The organism is Lacipirellula parvula, from assembly GCF_009177095.1.
Taxonomy (GTDB): domain Bacteria; phylum Planctomycetota; class Planctomycetia; order Pirellulales; family Lacipirellulaceae; genus Lacipirellula; species Lacipirellula parvula.
The window spans coordinates 583,110-598,658 of the sequence record NZ_AP021861.1; the positions used below are offsets into that span (position 1 = coordinate 583,110).

13 protein-coding genes are annotated in these 15,549 nt (G+C 62.0%); 8 read left to right on the forward strand and 5 right to left on the reverse strand.

Annotated features, from left to right (window positions below; genetic code table 11):
- Positions 1–71 precede the first annotated feature (71 nt).
- A complete protein-coding gene (locus PLANPX_RS02210; RefSeq protein WP_152097145.1) occupies positions 72–1,568 on the reverse strand; it encodes a hypothetical protein in 1,497 nt (498 codons plus the stop codon).
- A 294-nt stretch (positions 1,569–1,862) separates the two neighbouring features.
- Here PLANPX_RS02210 and PLANPX_RS02215 point away from each other — a divergent pair, with 294 nt between their 5' ends.
- The 3 genes from PLANPX_RS02215 (at position 1,863) to fhcD (ending at position 5,506) form a co-directional block, all read left to right on the forward strand.
- Positions 1,863–3,050, forward strand: coding sequence for a TlpA family protein disulfide reductase (locus tag PLANPX_RS02215; RefSeq protein ID WP_152097146.1), 1,188 nt, complete (start codon positions 1,863–1,865; stop codon positions 3,048–3,050).
- Positions 3,051–3,396: 346 nt separating this feature from the next.
- Positions 3,397–4,554: an STN domain-containing protein gene (locus PLANPX_RS02220; RefSeq protein WP_152097147.1), complete on the forward strand. Its 1,158-nt coding sequence runs from the start codon at positions 3,397–3,399 to the stop codon at positions 4,552–4,554.
- A gap of 64 nt (positions 4,555–4,618) precedes the next feature.
- Positions 4,619–5,506, forward strand: coding sequence for a formylmethanofuran--tetrahydromethanopterin N-formyltransferase (gene fhcD, locus PLANPX_RS02225; RefSeq protein WP_152097148.1), 888 nt, complete (start codon positions 4,619–4,621; stop codon positions 5,504–5,506).
- A gap of 129 nt (positions 5,507–5,635) precedes the next feature.
- Here the strand turns inward: fhcD and PLANPX_RS27865 are convergent, their stop codons facing one another.
- Positions 5,636–5,815, reverse strand: coding sequence for a hypothetical protein (locus PLANPX_RS27865; RefSeq protein ID WP_232536279.1), 180 nt, complete (start codon positions 5,813–5,815; stop codon positions 5,636–5,638).
- Positions 5,816–5,840: 25 nt separating this feature from the next.
- On the opposite strand from PLANPX_RS27865, the gene PLANPX_RS02230 reads away from it, so the two are divergent.
- From PLANPX_RS02230 to PLANPX_RS02250, 5 genes are all read left to right on the forward strand, one after another.
- Entirely contained in the window at positions 5,841–6,896 is a 1,056-nt protein-coding gene (locus PLANPX_RS02230; protein WP_232536280.1) for an amidohydrolase family protein, read from the forward strand.
- Between the two features lie 259 nt (positions 6,897–7,155).
- Positions 7,156–8,658 (forward strand): 30S ribosomal protein S1, encoded by a 1,503-nt coding sequence (locus PLANPX_RS02235; RefSeq protein ID WP_152097149.1) that lies wholly within the window; start codon positions 7,156–7,158, stop codon positions 8,656–8,658.
- Between the two features lie 261 nt (positions 8,659–8,919).
- Positions 8,920–9,378 (forward strand): SRPBCC family protein, encoded by a 459-nt coding sequence (locus tag PLANPX_RS02240; protein WP_152097150.1) that lies wholly within the window; start codon positions 8,920–8,922, stop codon positions 9,376–9,378.
- Positions 9,365–9,712 (forward strand): ArsR/SmtB family transcription factor, encoded by a 348-nt coding sequence (locus tag PLANPX_RS02245; RefSeq protein WP_152097151.1) that lies wholly within the window; start codon positions 9,365–9,367, stop codon positions 9,710–9,712. Before PLANPX_RS02240 ends, PLANPX_RS02245 begins: the two co-directional genes overlap by 14 nt.
- 117 nt (positions 9,713–9,829) lie before the next feature.
- On the forward strand, positions 9,830–11,296 hold the full coding sequence (locus PLANPX_RS02250) for an Nramp family divalent metal transporter (RefSeq protein ID WP_152097152.1): 1,467 nt from the start codon (positions 9,830–9,832) through the stop codon (positions 11,294–11,296).
- 130 nt (positions 11,297–11,426) lie between these two features.
- Here PLANPX_RS02250 and PLANPX_RS02255 read toward each other — a convergent pair whose 3' ends face one another.
- Genes PLANPX_RS02255 through PLANPX_RS02265 form a run of 3 tightly spaced genes read right to left on the reverse strand, consistent with a single transcriptional unit; the run spans position 11,427 to position 15,548 of the window.
- Positions 11,427–13,109, reverse strand: a complete 1,683-nt coding sequence (locus tag PLANPX_RS02255) for a J domain-containing protein (RefSeq protein ID WP_152097153.1) — start codon at positions 13,107–13,109, stop codon at positions 11,427–11,429.
- A complete protein-coding gene (locus PLANPX_RS02260) occupies positions 13,109–13,822 on the reverse strand; it encodes a hypothetical protein (protein WP_152097154.1) in 714 nt (237 codons plus the stop codon). Before PLANPX_RS02260 ends, PLANPX_RS02255 begins: the two co-directional genes overlap by 1 nt.
- Positions 13,815–15,548, reverse strand: a complete 1,734-nt coding sequence (locus PLANPX_RS02265; protein ID WP_152097155.1) for an Hsp70 family protein — start codon at positions 15,546–15,548, stop codon at positions 13,815–13,817. Before PLANPX_RS02265 ends, PLANPX_RS02260 begins: the two co-directional genes overlap by 8 nt.
- Between the last annotated feature and the right edge of the window lies 1 nt (position 15,549).

The following is a 15,549-nucleotide window of genomic DNA, read 5'->3' on the forward strand; positions in this document are numbered from 1 at the left end:
CGGTCAAAAAAATCGGCCCGTCGGATCGACGATCTGACGGGCCGATGAACACATTAGACTGCCATTCAAGCTCAATGCTTGGCCAGCGTGGCTGATTGAACGCTGTACACGTTGTCGAGCACCCACTGCGGCCGGCCGTTGATGTATTCCCAACCGGTTTGGAACAGCTGATCGACCGCCGAGGGCGAGAGCCGACGTAAGCTGTCGACGCCAGCGCCGCCGTCGAGGGTGAGCTTCTTCGCCCGCAGGTGGGCGATCGTCATGTTGTCGTTACCTTCGCCCATGCGGATCTCGGCCGTTTCGTACAGGAAGCCCGCGGCGAAGCCGGTGTCGTTGCCGGCGCCTGCGTCGACGATCACGTAGCCGCCCCAGTTGCCGGCGGTCAGGCTGAACTGATCGTCGCCGCCGCCCAGCCAGATGTATGTCGCGAAACCAACCTGGCCGATCGGAATCGTCACCTTGTCGGCGTCGGTCTCGGCCAGCGAATCGTACGTTTGGATGATGAGCGAGCCGTTGATCTCCGGCATCGGATCGCCGACGTCGATCAAGCTCGAATCGAAGTCGACCGTCACGTCATCGGCGCCGGCGCCTGTGTAGAGCAGCAAGTTGCTCCAGTGCGTCGGGCCGTTGCCGAACTTTGCGGCGGAGATATCGACGACGTCGTCGCCGGCGCCGAGGTAGGCTTGGAAGTTACTGTTCGTCATGAAGCCGATTCCCGTGAAGTACGGGTCGGTCGAATCGCCGAGCCACAGATTATCGGCGCCGCCGCCGGTGTAGATGCTCACGTCGCCAGTGACGTAGGTCGGACGCGTGTTGAACGAACTGTCGAGCGCGCTGTCCATCCACACCATGTCGGCGTCGTTCTCGTTGACGTTCGCGTAGGTTTGAATTCGCAGGTTGCCGAGCAGCGTCGTGCCTTTGATCGAGGCGGTATCGGCGCCGGCGCCGGTGTTGATCGTCAGATTGTCGTCGCCGAGTCCGTCGCCGAGGAACGAATTGCTGATGAAGACCCAGTCGTTGCCGACGCCGGTGTTCACGTTGACGGCGCCGCGGGCGTTGAAGCCCCAGCCAAAAAATTGATCGGCGTCCGGAGGGTCGAACGCGCCGCCGACTCCGCCGATGCCGCCCTTGGCGACCTGAGCCTTCTGGGCGATCACCAAATCGGGGGCGGCCATGTTGATGTTGACGTTGTTAAAGCTCGGAGCGCTCGATCCGCCGTCGAAGCCGAGGTGCAGCCGATCGTTGCCGGCGCCGAGGTTGACGTTCAAGTCGCCGCTGATCGCGAAGTCTTGGTACAGCTGCCCGTTGATGCGGCTCAATGAGCCGTCGTTGTTGTTGGCTTCGGCCCCCTGCACTCGCACGATGCCGGGCGATACCTGGTAGATCCGCACGCCGTTGTCGAGCCCCGTCGAGCCAAGGGCTTCGTTGATGTAGAGGTTGCCGTTCACGACCGAGGCGGCGACGTCGCCGGCCATCATTTGGCGATTCTCCAGCATTTCCATGCGGAACCGCGACGGAGCGGACGACGTGGGTTTGTTCGGACGGCGGCGAAGGAGTTTGGAAAACATGGGAGAGGCCTTTGCTTGAAACTGTGTGAGGTTCCGAGGCAGGCAATCGGCCTCGCTGCATTGGGAGGCGCGAGGCCCGGCCGAGTGTTACAGCGTTTGTTTCTCGCGATTGACGACGATTCCCGTCCGCAACGCGCACAACTGCGCGGCGGCGCCGGAAAATCCCCTATTTTGCCACTCGCTTGCCTTCACGCCCCAGATCGCCAAAATGACAGCTTCGCAAGCCTACTTAGGCCGCGGCGGCAGCATCTACCCGGCCACCTACCTCAGCGCTCCGATAAGCGAGACCTCTGCATGACACGCTCTCTCCTTGGTTCTTTTCGCGTCCTCTGGTTCTTGGCGCTGGCACTGGCAGCGGGAGCGACTCTGCAGCACGCCGCGCCGGTCCACGCTCAGGCGACCGCCGAGGCCGATCTCTTCACGGTGCCTGAAGGCGACGTGAAGAAGCTCGAAGAGTTCATGAAGAAGCTCGCTCAAACGGAACCGCAAGGCGAGACCGACGAAGAAAAGATGGAGTTCAGCATCAAGGCGCTGAACGCCTTGGTAGAAGCCGCGAATCGGTTGCTCGCGGCCGAGCCGAGCGACGATCAGGCCGCGCAAGCCTACGCCTACAAGTTTGAGGCGCTACAAGCTCTCATCCAAATGGAGCAACCCGATGCGCTCAAGAAGTTCGAAGAGACGCTGGCAGCCGCCCGCGAGGACAAGCGTGACGATATCATCGGCCTCGGCTGGCAAAACACGATTATGTACACCACCAGCCAGTGGCCGGAGCTCGATGCAAAGCAGCAACAAGCCTTCCTTGATCTGATCGTCGACAAAGTCAAGGCGGGCCCCAAGCCGATCGACGTTTCGATCGTCCAAGTCACCAGCATGCGGCTCGATGGCTCGGCGGACGACGCGGTCGCCAAGATGCTGGAGCAGGTAATTCCGATCTTGGAAAAGAGCCAAGACAAGAAGGTGCAAGAAAAGCTGACCGAGGCGAACCTCCCCGGCGTGCTGCGGCGGCTGACGCTCCTCGGCAATCCGATGGAGATCACCGGCACGCTCCTCGACGGCAAGGAAGTCGATTGGGCTTCGTATCGCGGCAAGGTCGTCCTCGTCGACTTCTGGGCGACTTGGTGCGGCCCGTGCCGTGCCGAGATTCCGAACGTTCTCGAAATGTACGAGGCATACCACGACAAGGGTTTCGACGTCCTCGGCATCTCGCTCGATGCGACCCCCGAAGCCGCGAAGAAGTACGTCGACGAGAACAAGCTGCCGTGGGCCTCGATCTTCCCGAAGAAGGAAGACGAGCGTGAGTGGCAGAACCCGCTCGTAACCTACTACGGCATCACGGGCATCCCGACCGCGATCCTCGTGGGCAAAGACGGCAAGGTCGTCAACATGAACGCCCGCGGCCCGGTGCTCGGCGAAGAACTCGAAAAGCTCCTCGGCCCGCCCGCGGAAAAGCCGGCAACTGAGAAGGAAGCCGCCGCGAAGTAGAAGTCATAGAACTATTGCCGCAATAAGTCGCAGAGGACGCAAAAGGCTCTCACGAGTTTTTTGCGTCCTCTGTGCGTTTCAACGGCCCCTGTTTTCCCACCTTCCTCTCCACGTATTTCCTTCGCGCCTCTGCGCCTTTGCGTGAGATCTGAATTAAGAATGTCTCACGCAAAGGCGCAGAGGCGCAAAGAAGACTGCAAAATGAGCCAGATCCGAGAAATTTTTGACATCCGCTAGCTAGCCGATCTAAACTGCCGCCCATCTGCGAGCGGGCGTCCGGAACCGCCCCTCGCCGGCAACTTCTCTCAAACGACCTGCCCCGCGGGGCCAGGCGAGGAGGCATCTCATGGGCCAGATGTGGTGGGGACGGCGTGTTCTTTTGTCGGCTGTTTGCGCGACGGCAAGCGCGCTCACGGCTGCTTCGTTGTCGGCGGAAGAACAAACGACGGCAAGCGCCCCGACTGTCGCGAAGCCAAAGTCTTACGCCGCGGCCAACGCGGCTGCGGAACGAATTGAAGCGGCGCTGGATCAAAAGCTGAGGGCGCCCCTCTCGGAAGTCGAGGCGCCGCTCAATCAGATCCTCATGGTAATCGCGGAAGACTACGACATCCCGATTATCTTCGATGCCGCCGCTCTCGACGCCGTGGCGGCGAGTCCCGAAGTCGAAGTGTCGATCGAAATCAACAACGTCTCCTTGCGCTCTGCGTTGGACCTGATTCTCAAGAACGCGGGCGAGGATCTGACTTACATCATTGATAAGGAGGTTTTGTTCATCACCACGCAAGAGGAGGCGGAGAAGCGGTTGGAAGTTCGCGTCTATGTCGTGGGCGATTTAGTTCGCGAAGCCTCCTCGCTCGTGTGGAATGAAGACGACGGCTTCGATTCGCTGATCAACGCGATCATTTCGACTGTCGAGCGAGAGTCCTGGCTGGAGAACGGTACTGGCGAAGGCGAAATCCAACCGTTGTCGCCGGGAATGCTCGTCGTCGCGCAAACTCGACGAGTGCACGAGCAAATCGGCGATCTGCTGCAACAGATTCGCGAGGCGAAGAGTGAAGTGAATACGGAAGCGAGCGAGCAGCAGGCCGCGGCGGCGAATCGTCCGGTCTTGCGGTCGATTGCCTTCTCTGATGAAGCGACGGCCAAGTGCGAGGAAACTCGCAACCAGTTGAGCGAAGTCATTAAAAAATCGGTTGATTGGGATCGCGAAGCAGAAGGAGGAGGAGATCTGGTGCTGCAGGTCCTTCCTAATCGTGTGTTGGTGCGGCATGTGCCGGAGGTAGTCGAGGAAGTTGCCCGCGTTGTGCAGCACGTGTTTCCAGCGACGCAGATGTTCCACTGCACCGGAGGCGGAGCTGGAATGGGGGGAGCCGTCGGCGGAGCGAGCGGTTCTGCAGGAGCAGCGGCTGCAACTCCGGCGGCCAGCGCCCCTGAGCTTGCCGAGTCGCCTGCGGGCGGTGAAAATGGCGAGCAGCGCCAACCATCGGGATTCGGCGGCTTCTAGGCCGTGGCGGTGAGGCGCTCCGGCGGGTCGTTGACCCGCGGCTACTGTTACTTGGCGCCTTCGCATGCTGCTTGGTTCGACGCTGATTATCGATACGTTCGCCGAGGCGTTCCGCATGCGCTACGCGCGGCTGATCGTCACGGCCCTCGACGCCTTTTGGCTCGACGCCGCTCTCCGCGAGTTTTGCGGCTACGGCTCGAGCGTCATCGGCTGCGACGCCGAGGTCGGCGTCGAGCGTTTCCTCACTCCTGAGGAAACGCCCGACGCCCGGCCCGGCGCTGCGGTCCTCGCGTTCGGCTTTTCCGTCGACGCGCTGGCGAAGGCGCTGCTCAACCGCGCTGGGCAGTGCTTGCTCCCTTGCGCGACCTCGGCCGTGTTCAACGGGCTGCCCGAGGGCGAAGACCAGGTCCCACTCGGCAAGAACTTGCGGTTCTTCGGCGATGGTTACCAAAAGAGCAAGCTTGTCGGCGATCGCCGTTACTGGCGGATCCCGGTGATGGACGGGGAGTTCATCGCCGAGGAACAAGTCGGCGTCGCCAAAGGGGTCGCCGGCGGCAACATCATTATCCAGGGCCAGACGCAAGCGATGACGCTCGCCGCCGCGCGTCGCGCGGTCGACGCGATCGCCGACATGCCGGGCGTCGTCACCCCCTTCCCCGGCGGCGTCGTCCGCAGCGGCAGCAAAGTCGGCTCGAAGTACAAAGCGCTCCGCGCGTCGAGCAACGACGCCTTCTGCCCCACGCTCCGCGGCCGCGTGCCGACGGAACTCGTCGCGGGCGCCGAATGTGCGTACGAGATCGTGATCAACGGCGTCGACGAACAGCACGTCGCCGCCGCCATGCGAGCGACCCTCCACGCCGCCGCGGGCGACGGCATCCCCGCGATCAGCGCGGGCAACTATGGCGGCAAGCTTGGCAAGTTCCACTTCCGGCTGCGCGAAGTGCTGGCTTAGGCGGCGGGATGGAGGAATAGGTCTCTCGCAAAGGCGCAGAGGCGCAAAGAAATACGCAAAGAAGACAACAGAGAGATGAAACCCGATTCGTCGCGTCTTTGTCGTTCGGCAGCTTGAAGTTGTTAATAATTAAAAAGCTCCGAGAACAAGAGTGGATGCGACTATCAATTCTTTCTCTTCAACCGAGATTGCTCCGATGAACGCAATATCTCTCTCCCGCATTTGCATTCTTTTCGTTTTTCTTTGCGCCTCTGCGCCTTTGCGTGAGACATCAAAAACCCAAGCAGAAGAACAGACCAAAGCGCTCACGCTCGACCAATTCCAACCCCGTTCGATGCTCGTCCTCCCGGAGCACCATCCCGCGCGAGCGAAGTTTCCCGCTGTCGACGTGCACGTTCATTGCCGGCACAAACTCCGCCAATCGCCCGAGGCCCTCGCCGAGTACGTCCGCCTCATGGACAACCAAAACATCGCGATCTCGGTGAGCCTCGACGGCGAACTCGGCGAGCGAATCGAAGAGCACAAGCAGTTCCTGTGGACGAAGTACCCCGATCGATTCGTGATCTTTGCGAACATCGATTGGCAAGGCGACGGCAAAGCCGATCAACCCGCCACCTGGGATTGCCAGCGGCACGACTTCGGCCGCCGCATGGCCGTCGCACTCGCCGATGCGAAAGAGCGCGGCGTCTCAGGGCTGAAGGTCTTCAAAGACTTCGGCCTCGCGTACCGCAACCCCGACGGCTCGCTGATCGCCATCGACGACCCTCGCTGGGATCCCATCTGGAAAGCGTGCGGCGAACTCGGGCTGCCGATTCTGATCCACGCTGGCGACCCGGCTGCATTTTTCCAGCCGCTCGATCGGTTCAATGAACGCTACGAAGAACTCTCCCGGCACCCCGACTGGCATTTCCCCGCCGATAAGTTTCCCAGCTACGCGGAGATCTTGGCCTCGTTCATCCGCGTGGTCGAGCGCCATCCCAAGACGGTGTTCATTGGCGCCCACTTCGCCAATAGCCCGGAGGATCTGACTCAACTTGGCGGCTGGCTCGACAAGTTCCCAAATCTCAACGTCGAACTCGCCGCCCGCATTGCGGAACTCGGCCGCCAGCCCCGCGCGGCTCGGGCGTTCTGCCTGAAGTACTCTGACCGGATTTTGTTTGGCACCGACGGCCCGCGCGACATGAAGCGGCTCGCTCCCCACTGGCGGCTCCTCGAAACGGCCGACGAATATTTCCCGTACGCCGAGGACCAATACCCGCCGCAAGGCTTTTGGAACATCTACGGCCTCGACCTGCCCGATGATGTTCTGCGGAAGATTTACAACAAAAACGCCGCCAGATTGATCCCCGGAGTGAAAGAGCGGCTTGAGCGGCAACACATCCCCCTCTAGCCCCGGGCTCCGCCCGGGGGTCGGTCGCTATTCCTTCCTGTGGGCGTTGCCGCGCGCGGCGCGACCCCCGGGCGGAGCCCGGAGCTAGATTCTAGTTTGGCACGTCGCTTGCCCAAATTCCGCCGCCGCGCCTATCTTCTCGACTACTTCCAACTACCCCTGCATCACCCGTTGCCAGGGCCACTCCCTGCTGGTTAAACTGCGCGGTCAGGCGCGGCCCAGTGTGGGTCGTTTTACTTCTCCTTGGACTGCTGAGTTTATGACCGCCGATCACGATCCGACGGAAACCCAATCGACCGCCGTTCCGTCGACCTCTGCGACGCCCGCTGCTGAAGCCGCCCACGCCGACCACAGCGCCGACGCTCAGCGACCCAGCGAACGCATCCAAATCGGCACCCAACGGGAGGCCGAGGCCGACGCCCCCGCGCTTGCTCCGAAGCCAGTGAACCCTGGCCCGGCGAATCCCGCGCGCGTCGTCGATCAGGGGCGTAAAAACTATCCGCCGCCGAATATCCGCGCCCAGCTGCCGCCCGAACTGGAGCAAGAGCTGCAGGCCGCCCTTGCCGAAGGTTCGGTTGACCAGCTGATGGAGTCCTCCACGTCCGCGACGTCGCAGGCGGAACTCGCCCCTGAAACTCGCGTGAGCGCGACCGTCGTCAGCATCCATGGCGAAGACGTCTTCTTCGATCTCGGCATGGGCCGCAGTCAGGGCGTTGCTCAATTGAAGCAATTCGAAACGCCGCCCGAGATTGGCGCTCAGATGGAGATGGTCGTCACCAAGTTCGACACGGAGCAAGGGATCTACGAGATCAATCGCTCCGCCGCTGCGGTAAGCGTCGGCAACTGGGACGAAGTCCACGAAGGCCAGGTGATTGAAGTCGTCATTACCGGCGCCAACAAGGGCGGCCTTGAGTGCACCGTCTCGAACATCCGCGGCTTCATGCCGATGGGTCAGATCTCGATGTTCCGCGTCGAAAACGCTGAAGACTACGTCGGCCAGCGTCTCGCTTGCGTCATCACCGAAGCGAACCGCAGCCGCAAGAATCTTGTTCTCAGCCACCGCGCCCTCATGGAGCGCGAGCGGAAGGAGAATCGCGAGAAGATCCTCGCCGAGATCGCCCCGGGCCAGATTCGTGAGGGAACGGTCCGCAGCCTGCAAGACTTCGGCGCCTTCGTTGACCTTGGCGGCGTCGACGGCCTCATCCACGTCAGCCAGATGAGCTGGGATCGTATCGGCCACCCGAGCGAAGTCCTCCAGGTCGGCCAGGCCGTGAAGGTTCGCGTCGAGAAGGTGAACCCCGAGACCGGCAAGATCTCGCTCGTCTACCGCGACATGGGCGCCAATCCTTGGGCCAACGTCACGTCGAAGTACGGCATCGGCTCCCGCGTGAAGGGAACCGTGTCGAAGCTGATGCAGTTCGGCGCCTTCGTGAAACTCGAAGCGGGCGTCGAAGGGCTGATCCACATTTCCGAACTCGGCCACGGCCGCGTGATGCGTACCAGCGACGTGTTGAGCGAAGGCCAAGAGGTCGAGGCCAAGGTGCTGTCGGTCGATCCCGACGCGCAGCGGATCAGCCTCTCGCTGAAGGCGCTCATCGCCGCGCCGGAAAAGCCGGAACAGCGTCGCCCCGAGCCGGAACCGGAACGCGAACCGACGCCGGAAGATCTCAAGCGGCAGGAACAGCGTCGCAAGGCGAACGAAAGCCTCAAGGGCGGCGTCGGCGCCCCCAGCGGCGGCGAAAAGTTCGGCCTCAAGTGGTAGCCTAGTAGCCGCGGGTCAACGACCCGCCGGAGCGGCACTCGCAGCGGTCTCTAGCTACCTCCGCTAGTTACTAGTTCACGGCGTCAGATTGCGCAGTTATTGACGCGCGATGCTGAATGGTCGGCTTGCGCGCCGCTCTCCGTTTAATTCCCTCCCCTTTCGAGCACCGCTCCGGCGGGTCGTTGACCCGCGGCTGGTCGTGGAATAATATGCAACTTATTGGTTGCGTAATTCTCCGCTTGAATCCGAGGCTCGAACTCCATGCCCTCCCCTACCGATCGCATCGAGAAGCAAGTTCAGCTCAACGCCTCGCTCGACCGCGTCTGGAACGCCCTCACCGATTCCAAACAGTTCGGCGAATGGTTCCGCGTCAATCTCGAAGGGCCGTTTGTTCCCGGCGAATTTTGCCGCGGGCAGATCACTCATCCTGGGTACGAGCACGTGACGATGGAAGTGCTCGTCGGCGAGATCAAGCCTCAGGCCTACTTCTCGTTCTATTGGCGACCCTACGCAATCGATCCGCAGGTCGATTACTCTGCGGAAGAGCGAACGCTGGTCGAGTTCACGCTCGAACCCAAAGATGGCGGCGTGCTGTTGCAAGTCGCCGAATCGGGCTTCGACAAGATTCCTGCTGGACGCCGCGACGAGGCATACCGCATGAACTCGGGCGGCTGGGCCGCGCAGCTCAACAACAACATCAAGGCGTATGTCGAAAAGTAGCCGCCAGGCCGCCACGGTCCGCCTGCTGAAAACCGCCGCGCTATTCGCGGCGCTCGGCGACGGCACGCGCTTGGAGATCGTTGCGCGGCTGGCCGACGGTTCGCAGCAGTCGATCACGCAGCTCACGGAAGCGGCGACCGTCACGCGGCAGGCGATCACCAAGCATCTCAAAGTCCTGGAAGGCGCCGGGATCGTCCGCAGCGAACGAAGCGGCCGCGAAACGCTGTTCGCGCTGCAGCCGCGCTCGCTCGAAGAGGCCCAACGCGCCTTAGCCGCCGTCTCCGAACAATGGGACGCGGCCCTCGCGCGTTTAAAAGATTTCGTAGAAAAGTAGCCGCGGGTCAACGACCCGCCGAAGCGTCCCCCAAAAAAGGCTCACTCCCCACCAGCATTCCTCCAACTCTCATCCCTCCCCCTTCCGTCGGCATTCTCCGCATCTACAATCCGATGCATGCCAAACTCTCCTCTCGCGCCAGCCCCGCTGCAGGGTCCGCTGGCTGAACCCTGGTCGCCCGGCAAGCTCGTTCGACTGCTCGGCATGTTCGGTCCCGCGGCGGTTCTCGCTTCGGTCTCGATCGGCGCCGGCGAGACGATCGTCGTCGTGCGCACCGGCGCCTGGATGGGCTACGGCCTGCTGTGGCTCATCTTGTTGGCGGCCCTCACCAAGGGCGTCTGCGTCACCTACTTCCTGGGGCGTTACACCGCGGTTAGCGGCGAATCGCCCGGCCAGCGGTTGGTGAAACTCCCTGGCCCGCGCGGTTGGCTGCTTTTCCTGCTGGTTGCGCTTGAACTCGGCGCGGCCGGACCGTTGTGGGGAGCGCTCGCGCGCCCCTCCGGCGAACTGATGAGCTACCTCTTCTTCGGTAGCGGCGACCATGGCATCGCGAACCGCGTCCTCGCCACGATCTTTATCTCGATCGCGCTGTTGCTCAGTTTGCCGACGAGCTATCGCAGCCTTGAGCGGCAGCAAGTCATCATCTGCGGCATCCTCGTCACCGGCACCTGCATTGGCACGCTGCTCGTGCGGCCCGACTGGTTCGCCGCGCTGAAGGGGTTGTTCTCGATCGGCCACATCCCCAGCGTTCCCGAGTCGGCGCCTCCGCTCTTCCGCGACAGCGTCTGGCCGCTCATCGCGGTGACGATGGGCTATGTCGGCGGCAGCGTGATGACCTACCTCGTCTACCCCGACTTCATCGCCCTGCATGGCTGGGGAATGACGGGCCACAAAGATCGCCAGGAATTGCTCGAACGCGCCGCCGCCGGAAAACCGGGCGACTACCTGCCGACTGATCCGCAGCAAGTGCGGGAGATTCGTCGCGCCGCCGGGCCGATCCGCTACGACGTCGCCTTTGGCGCCTTCGTGTTGCTCGTCGTAAGCGCCGCGTTCATGATCGCCGGCGCCGCGGTTCTCTACCCGAAGCAACAAGCTGGCGAAGACATCGCCAAGTTCGACGGCTGGGGGCTCCTCACCGATCAGGCCGAGATTTGGAACGCGATCCACCCGTCGCTGGTGTGGGTCTACTACCTCTGCGTCGTCGCGGCCTTGTGGGGGACGCTGCAGTCGTATCCCGACGTTTACGCCCGCGGGGTGACCGAGTATTTCCGCGCGATTTGGCCGCAGCGGCAATGGAACCAGCGCAACATTCAACTTGTCATTTGCGGGTATGTCTTTCTGGCGACCAACGCTGTTATTTGGAGTTCGATGAACTTCGACGCGATGACGCAGACGGTCAACTTCCTCGCCACGAGCCTCGGCGTCTGCATCGCGATGTTTGCGGGGCTGTACCTCAACTTCCAGCTCCCGAAGGCCTATCGCACCCACTGGTGGATGCTGCTCTGCGGCACCGCCTCGGCGATCATCCTCACCGGCGTCTCCAGCATCGCCGGCTGGGGCCTCTGGCAAACGCTGAGTAAGTAGCCGCGGGTCAACGACCCGCCGGAGCGAACCTCAAAGTGGTTAGCCTTCATCAAGAAGATCTCTCGCAAAGTCGCGAAGACGCAAAGTAAATCGCAGAGAAAGAGAGCAGCACTACAGGCGGATCTGTAGCTTATACCTGGAACCGCAGCGCCATCGCATAAATCGCCAGCGCATAATCCTGCTGAAAGTGATCCGCCGTGCTTTGCGCATAGTTCAAGTTGGTGATGTCGGCGTTGAACAGCAGATCGCGCAGCTCTTGATGCGAAAACTGCGAACGCTGCAAGAATCCCGCCAATTCTTCACGGCTCACTTCTGCGTAGAGCCGCGTCAGTTGCGTCTGTTCGTACGCCTTCCACTTCGGGCGCACGTAGCGGAACTGAATGAACAGGCAGAGGCAGATCGCTCCCCCGATGGCGAGCCACGGCATGATCATGTCCCAGAAGAAGCCGCTGCCAAGCATCGGCAAGGTGAGCAAGCCTGCAATACATGCCGCCACGAAGTATACGGTTCCGACCGCAATGCGGTAGAGCGTGCTCATCATCGTCCAGCGCGCGTAGATCTTCGATCGCATGAGACGCTGCTCGATGCCTTCGTAAATCGCCCTGCCGCGTGAGATCCACGCACTCACGTTTGCCGGCTTTCGCTCCACAACGTGCCGCTCCGCCACGTCGGCCGACACGTAACACCACAGAGTGTAAAAGTTCGAGTAGTCCTCGTCGGCCTTCAGCGGAAACGCCGCTAAGGCCGCAAGCGGATCGGCCGCCATCTCGACCTGACACTGCAATACCGTCCGATCGCGTTTGGCCGCATCACCGGAGAAAAACTCTCGCAGCGCCTCGTCGATTCGTCGCCGCAGCGGATGGGCCGTCGCCAAATCTGGCCGGCCTGCCACGTAGTTCCGTAGAAAGTCGAGCAGATCGAGATCGTTCTGCACCTGCGGCGGAATGCGTTGAAAGTTTTCCTCGATCAGCCCGAACGCCTGGGCAATCCAAGCCGGATCGGCGACCCAGATGGCCGACTTAAGAATCTCGATCGTGAACGCCAGCCGCGCATCGATGCGGATATCGCGCAGATTCGCTTCGCACACTTCGAACGTCTTGCGAAATTCAGCGAACGGCCGCTCGCGCAGCAAGCGATGCCACAGGCTTTCCGTTAGCGGGAAGAACTCGTCGGTCCGCACGGTCTTCGAAACTGCGACGAGAATCTTCGCAACCGTTTCGATGGCGAGCGGTCCGCGGAGATACTCGTACAACAAGTTGAGCAGTGCCCGATCGCAACGATGTTCGGCAAGCCCCTGCAACAACCAGCGGAGAAACTGCTGCCCATCTTTGCGATCGACCGCGTCGGACATCACGGCCAGCGCGTAGTAATCGTACGGCAGCTTGTGCTGCTTCTCGGCCAACTGGCGGTAGACGTTCGCCAGCGGCTCGTGGCGGATTCGCTGATGCAGCGGTAGCGGCGCCGGCGTAGCGGGAAGTTCCGGCGCGCCTCCTGCCGCCGACTCAACTGGCTGTTGCGACGCGGCGGATCGCTCGGCGGCAGTCGCCGGTTTCGCCGCGCCGTCATCCGTTTGCCACTTGTATTCCGGCGGGGCGGTCGCCGCGGCGCCGTAACGCTGCTGGTTGTCTAGCAACTCGTACGCCGCGCGAATCTGCTGGAACTCGTTTGGATGCTTTTCCGGCTTGAACTGTCGCAACAGCCGGTTGTAAGCCCGTTTGAGATCCTTCCGATCAAACGTCGGAGCCAGGCCGAAGAACTTCAGCGGCTGGTGCGGGAGCAAGCTCCAGTCGACCTGGGCGTTCTCGTCACTCATTACTTATCCGACGCTAGGCTCAGGAACAATCGAATGAGTGAAACGATAACGAGGTAGCCCCACCACGGGAACGAGAAGCCGGAGCGTTCGTCGACGAAGTGATCCTGCGAAGACTGCGCAGCGCTCACCGTACCTCGTTGAGCCATCAGCGATTTGAGCCACTGCGACTCAAGCTGATGGAAGTACGGCAGTTCCCGCTCGATGAGCTTGATCATCCGCGTGCCGCGCTTGCGGAGCTTACGTTCGCCGAACGCCACCAGCGCTCGTTCTTTGACAATCGCCGAATCGCGCGGCGCCGCGATTAGCACGTCTTTGAAGACGCGGAAAAAGTCGGGATCAAAATCCTTCTGTCCCAAGATGCGCGGGATCTGGTCACGATGCTTGGCGACGAGCGTCAGTCGCCGCACGACCGCGTCGACGTCGGGGAACTCCTTCGCGTCGAGTTGCGCCAGCGATTCTCGCAGCGTGTCGAGCTTCATCGTCCAGAAGGTGGCGCGAATCGTTTCGATCTGCTTGAGGAGCGTTTGCCGTTGGGCGCTTGGGTCGATGGAGCCTTGTCCGCGGTTGGCTGCCGGCGCTACGGCCGTCTCCAAACCGAGTAGCCGATTGCGGCGGCGAATGATTGCGGCGCTTTCCTGCAGCGGGTTCTGCCGGAGGGCCCGTTCGACGTACTGCAGCAGCTTGTCATTGTCGCTGGGAGCGGCGTTACTCATCGACGGCTCCAAATTCGTAGCCCAGCAGCGCCAAAATCTGCAGCAGCCCCTGTCGCGAGAAGCTCACCAGTTCCTGATCGCCGTGCCCCATCGCCGATTCGAGGCTGTCGATCGCCTCTTCCAGCTGTCCGCGCTGAAAGGGACTCACCTCGCCGACGATTCGCTCGCTGAAGCGGAGTAGGTTCTGAATTTCCGCATCCTCGCGCGGGTAATACTTCAGATTCTGCAGCCGCTCGACCGCCTCGGCGAGTTGCTCGGCACTCATGTGGTGCGCATGCTGCGTGAGGACGGTGCGAAACTTTTGCGTCGCCCCGGGAACGTACGCCTCGACTTCGAGGATGCCGTTCACATCGTAAGTGAAGCGAATGCAGATTGTTGTGCCCGCGGGTCCAGGCGGAATCCCGACGACTTTTAGTTCGCCCAGCTTGTGGTTTTTCTCGACGAGTCGATTCTCGCCCTGGTAAACGTCGACCACGACCTCGCGCTGATTGGCGTGCATCGTCCCGAACGTCATCTCCTTCGAGACGGGGATCGTCGTGTTGCGGTGGATGATCGGCGTGAAGTAGCCCGACTTCACTTCCGAGCCGAACTCCTTCGCCGTCTGCACGCCGAGCGTGAAGGGGCAAACGTCGGTCATCACCATGTCGTCGACGGCCTGGTCGTCGGCAATCAGCGCCGCCTGCACCGCAGCGCCGAGCGCTACGACCTCGTCCGGATTGAACGTCGCCAGCGGCTGGCAGCTGAGATAATCGGCGACGAAGTTGGCGATCACCGGCATCCGCGTCGCGCCGCCGACGAAGATCACGTCATCGACTTCCTCGGGCCGGCAATCGGCGTCGCGCAGCACCTTGCCCAGCGGGCCCTTCAGCCGTTCGCACAGCGATGCGGCCAGCTTCGCAAACTGCTCGCGGCTCACTTCGACGCGGCGCGACTTGTCGTCGAGCTGCCCCTGCTCGTCGGGCAAGCGAATCGAGGCCTTCTCTTGCGTCGTGAGCGTTCGCTTCGCCTCTTCGCACAGCTGCCGCAGCCGGGCGACTTGTAGCGGGCGCTGCAACTCGGCGACTTCCAACTGAATGTTCTGCGTGCGCAAGACGCTGGAGACGAGCCGTTCCGTAAAATCTTCGCCGCCCAGAAAACTCTCGCCGGCAGTGGCGACGATTTCGAGCGCCCCTTCGAACACATCCATCAACGTGACGTCGAACGTTCCGCCGCCGAGGTCGACCACCAGCAGTTTTTTCTCCGCCGTGCGGTCGTGGAATCCGTAGGTGAGCGCCGCCGCCGTCGGTTCGTTGAGAATCCGCCGTACCGTGAGCCCCGCCAACTGCCCGGCTTGCTTAGTGGCGCTCCGCTGGTGGTCGTTGAAGTACGCCGGCACCGTGATGACCGCCTCGGTCACTGGCTCCTTGAGGAAGTGCTCCGCATCTTCGCGGAGCGATTTGAGCACGAAGCTCGAAAGTTCCACCGGCGTGAACGAACGCTCGCCGAGCGTGATCGACTTGTCGGAACCCATCCACCGCTTGAAGCACGAGACGCACCGCTCGGGCTGAGTGACGCGCAGCTCCTTCGCCGCGGCGCCGACGACGATCCGATCGCCGTCGACCAGTCCCACGACCGATGGCGTCAGCAACTGCCCGACGCCGTTAGGGATCAACACCGGCTGGCCGTCGCGGAAGACGGCGCACAGCGAGTTGGTAGTCCCCAGATCAATTCCAATAAGTGCAGCCATA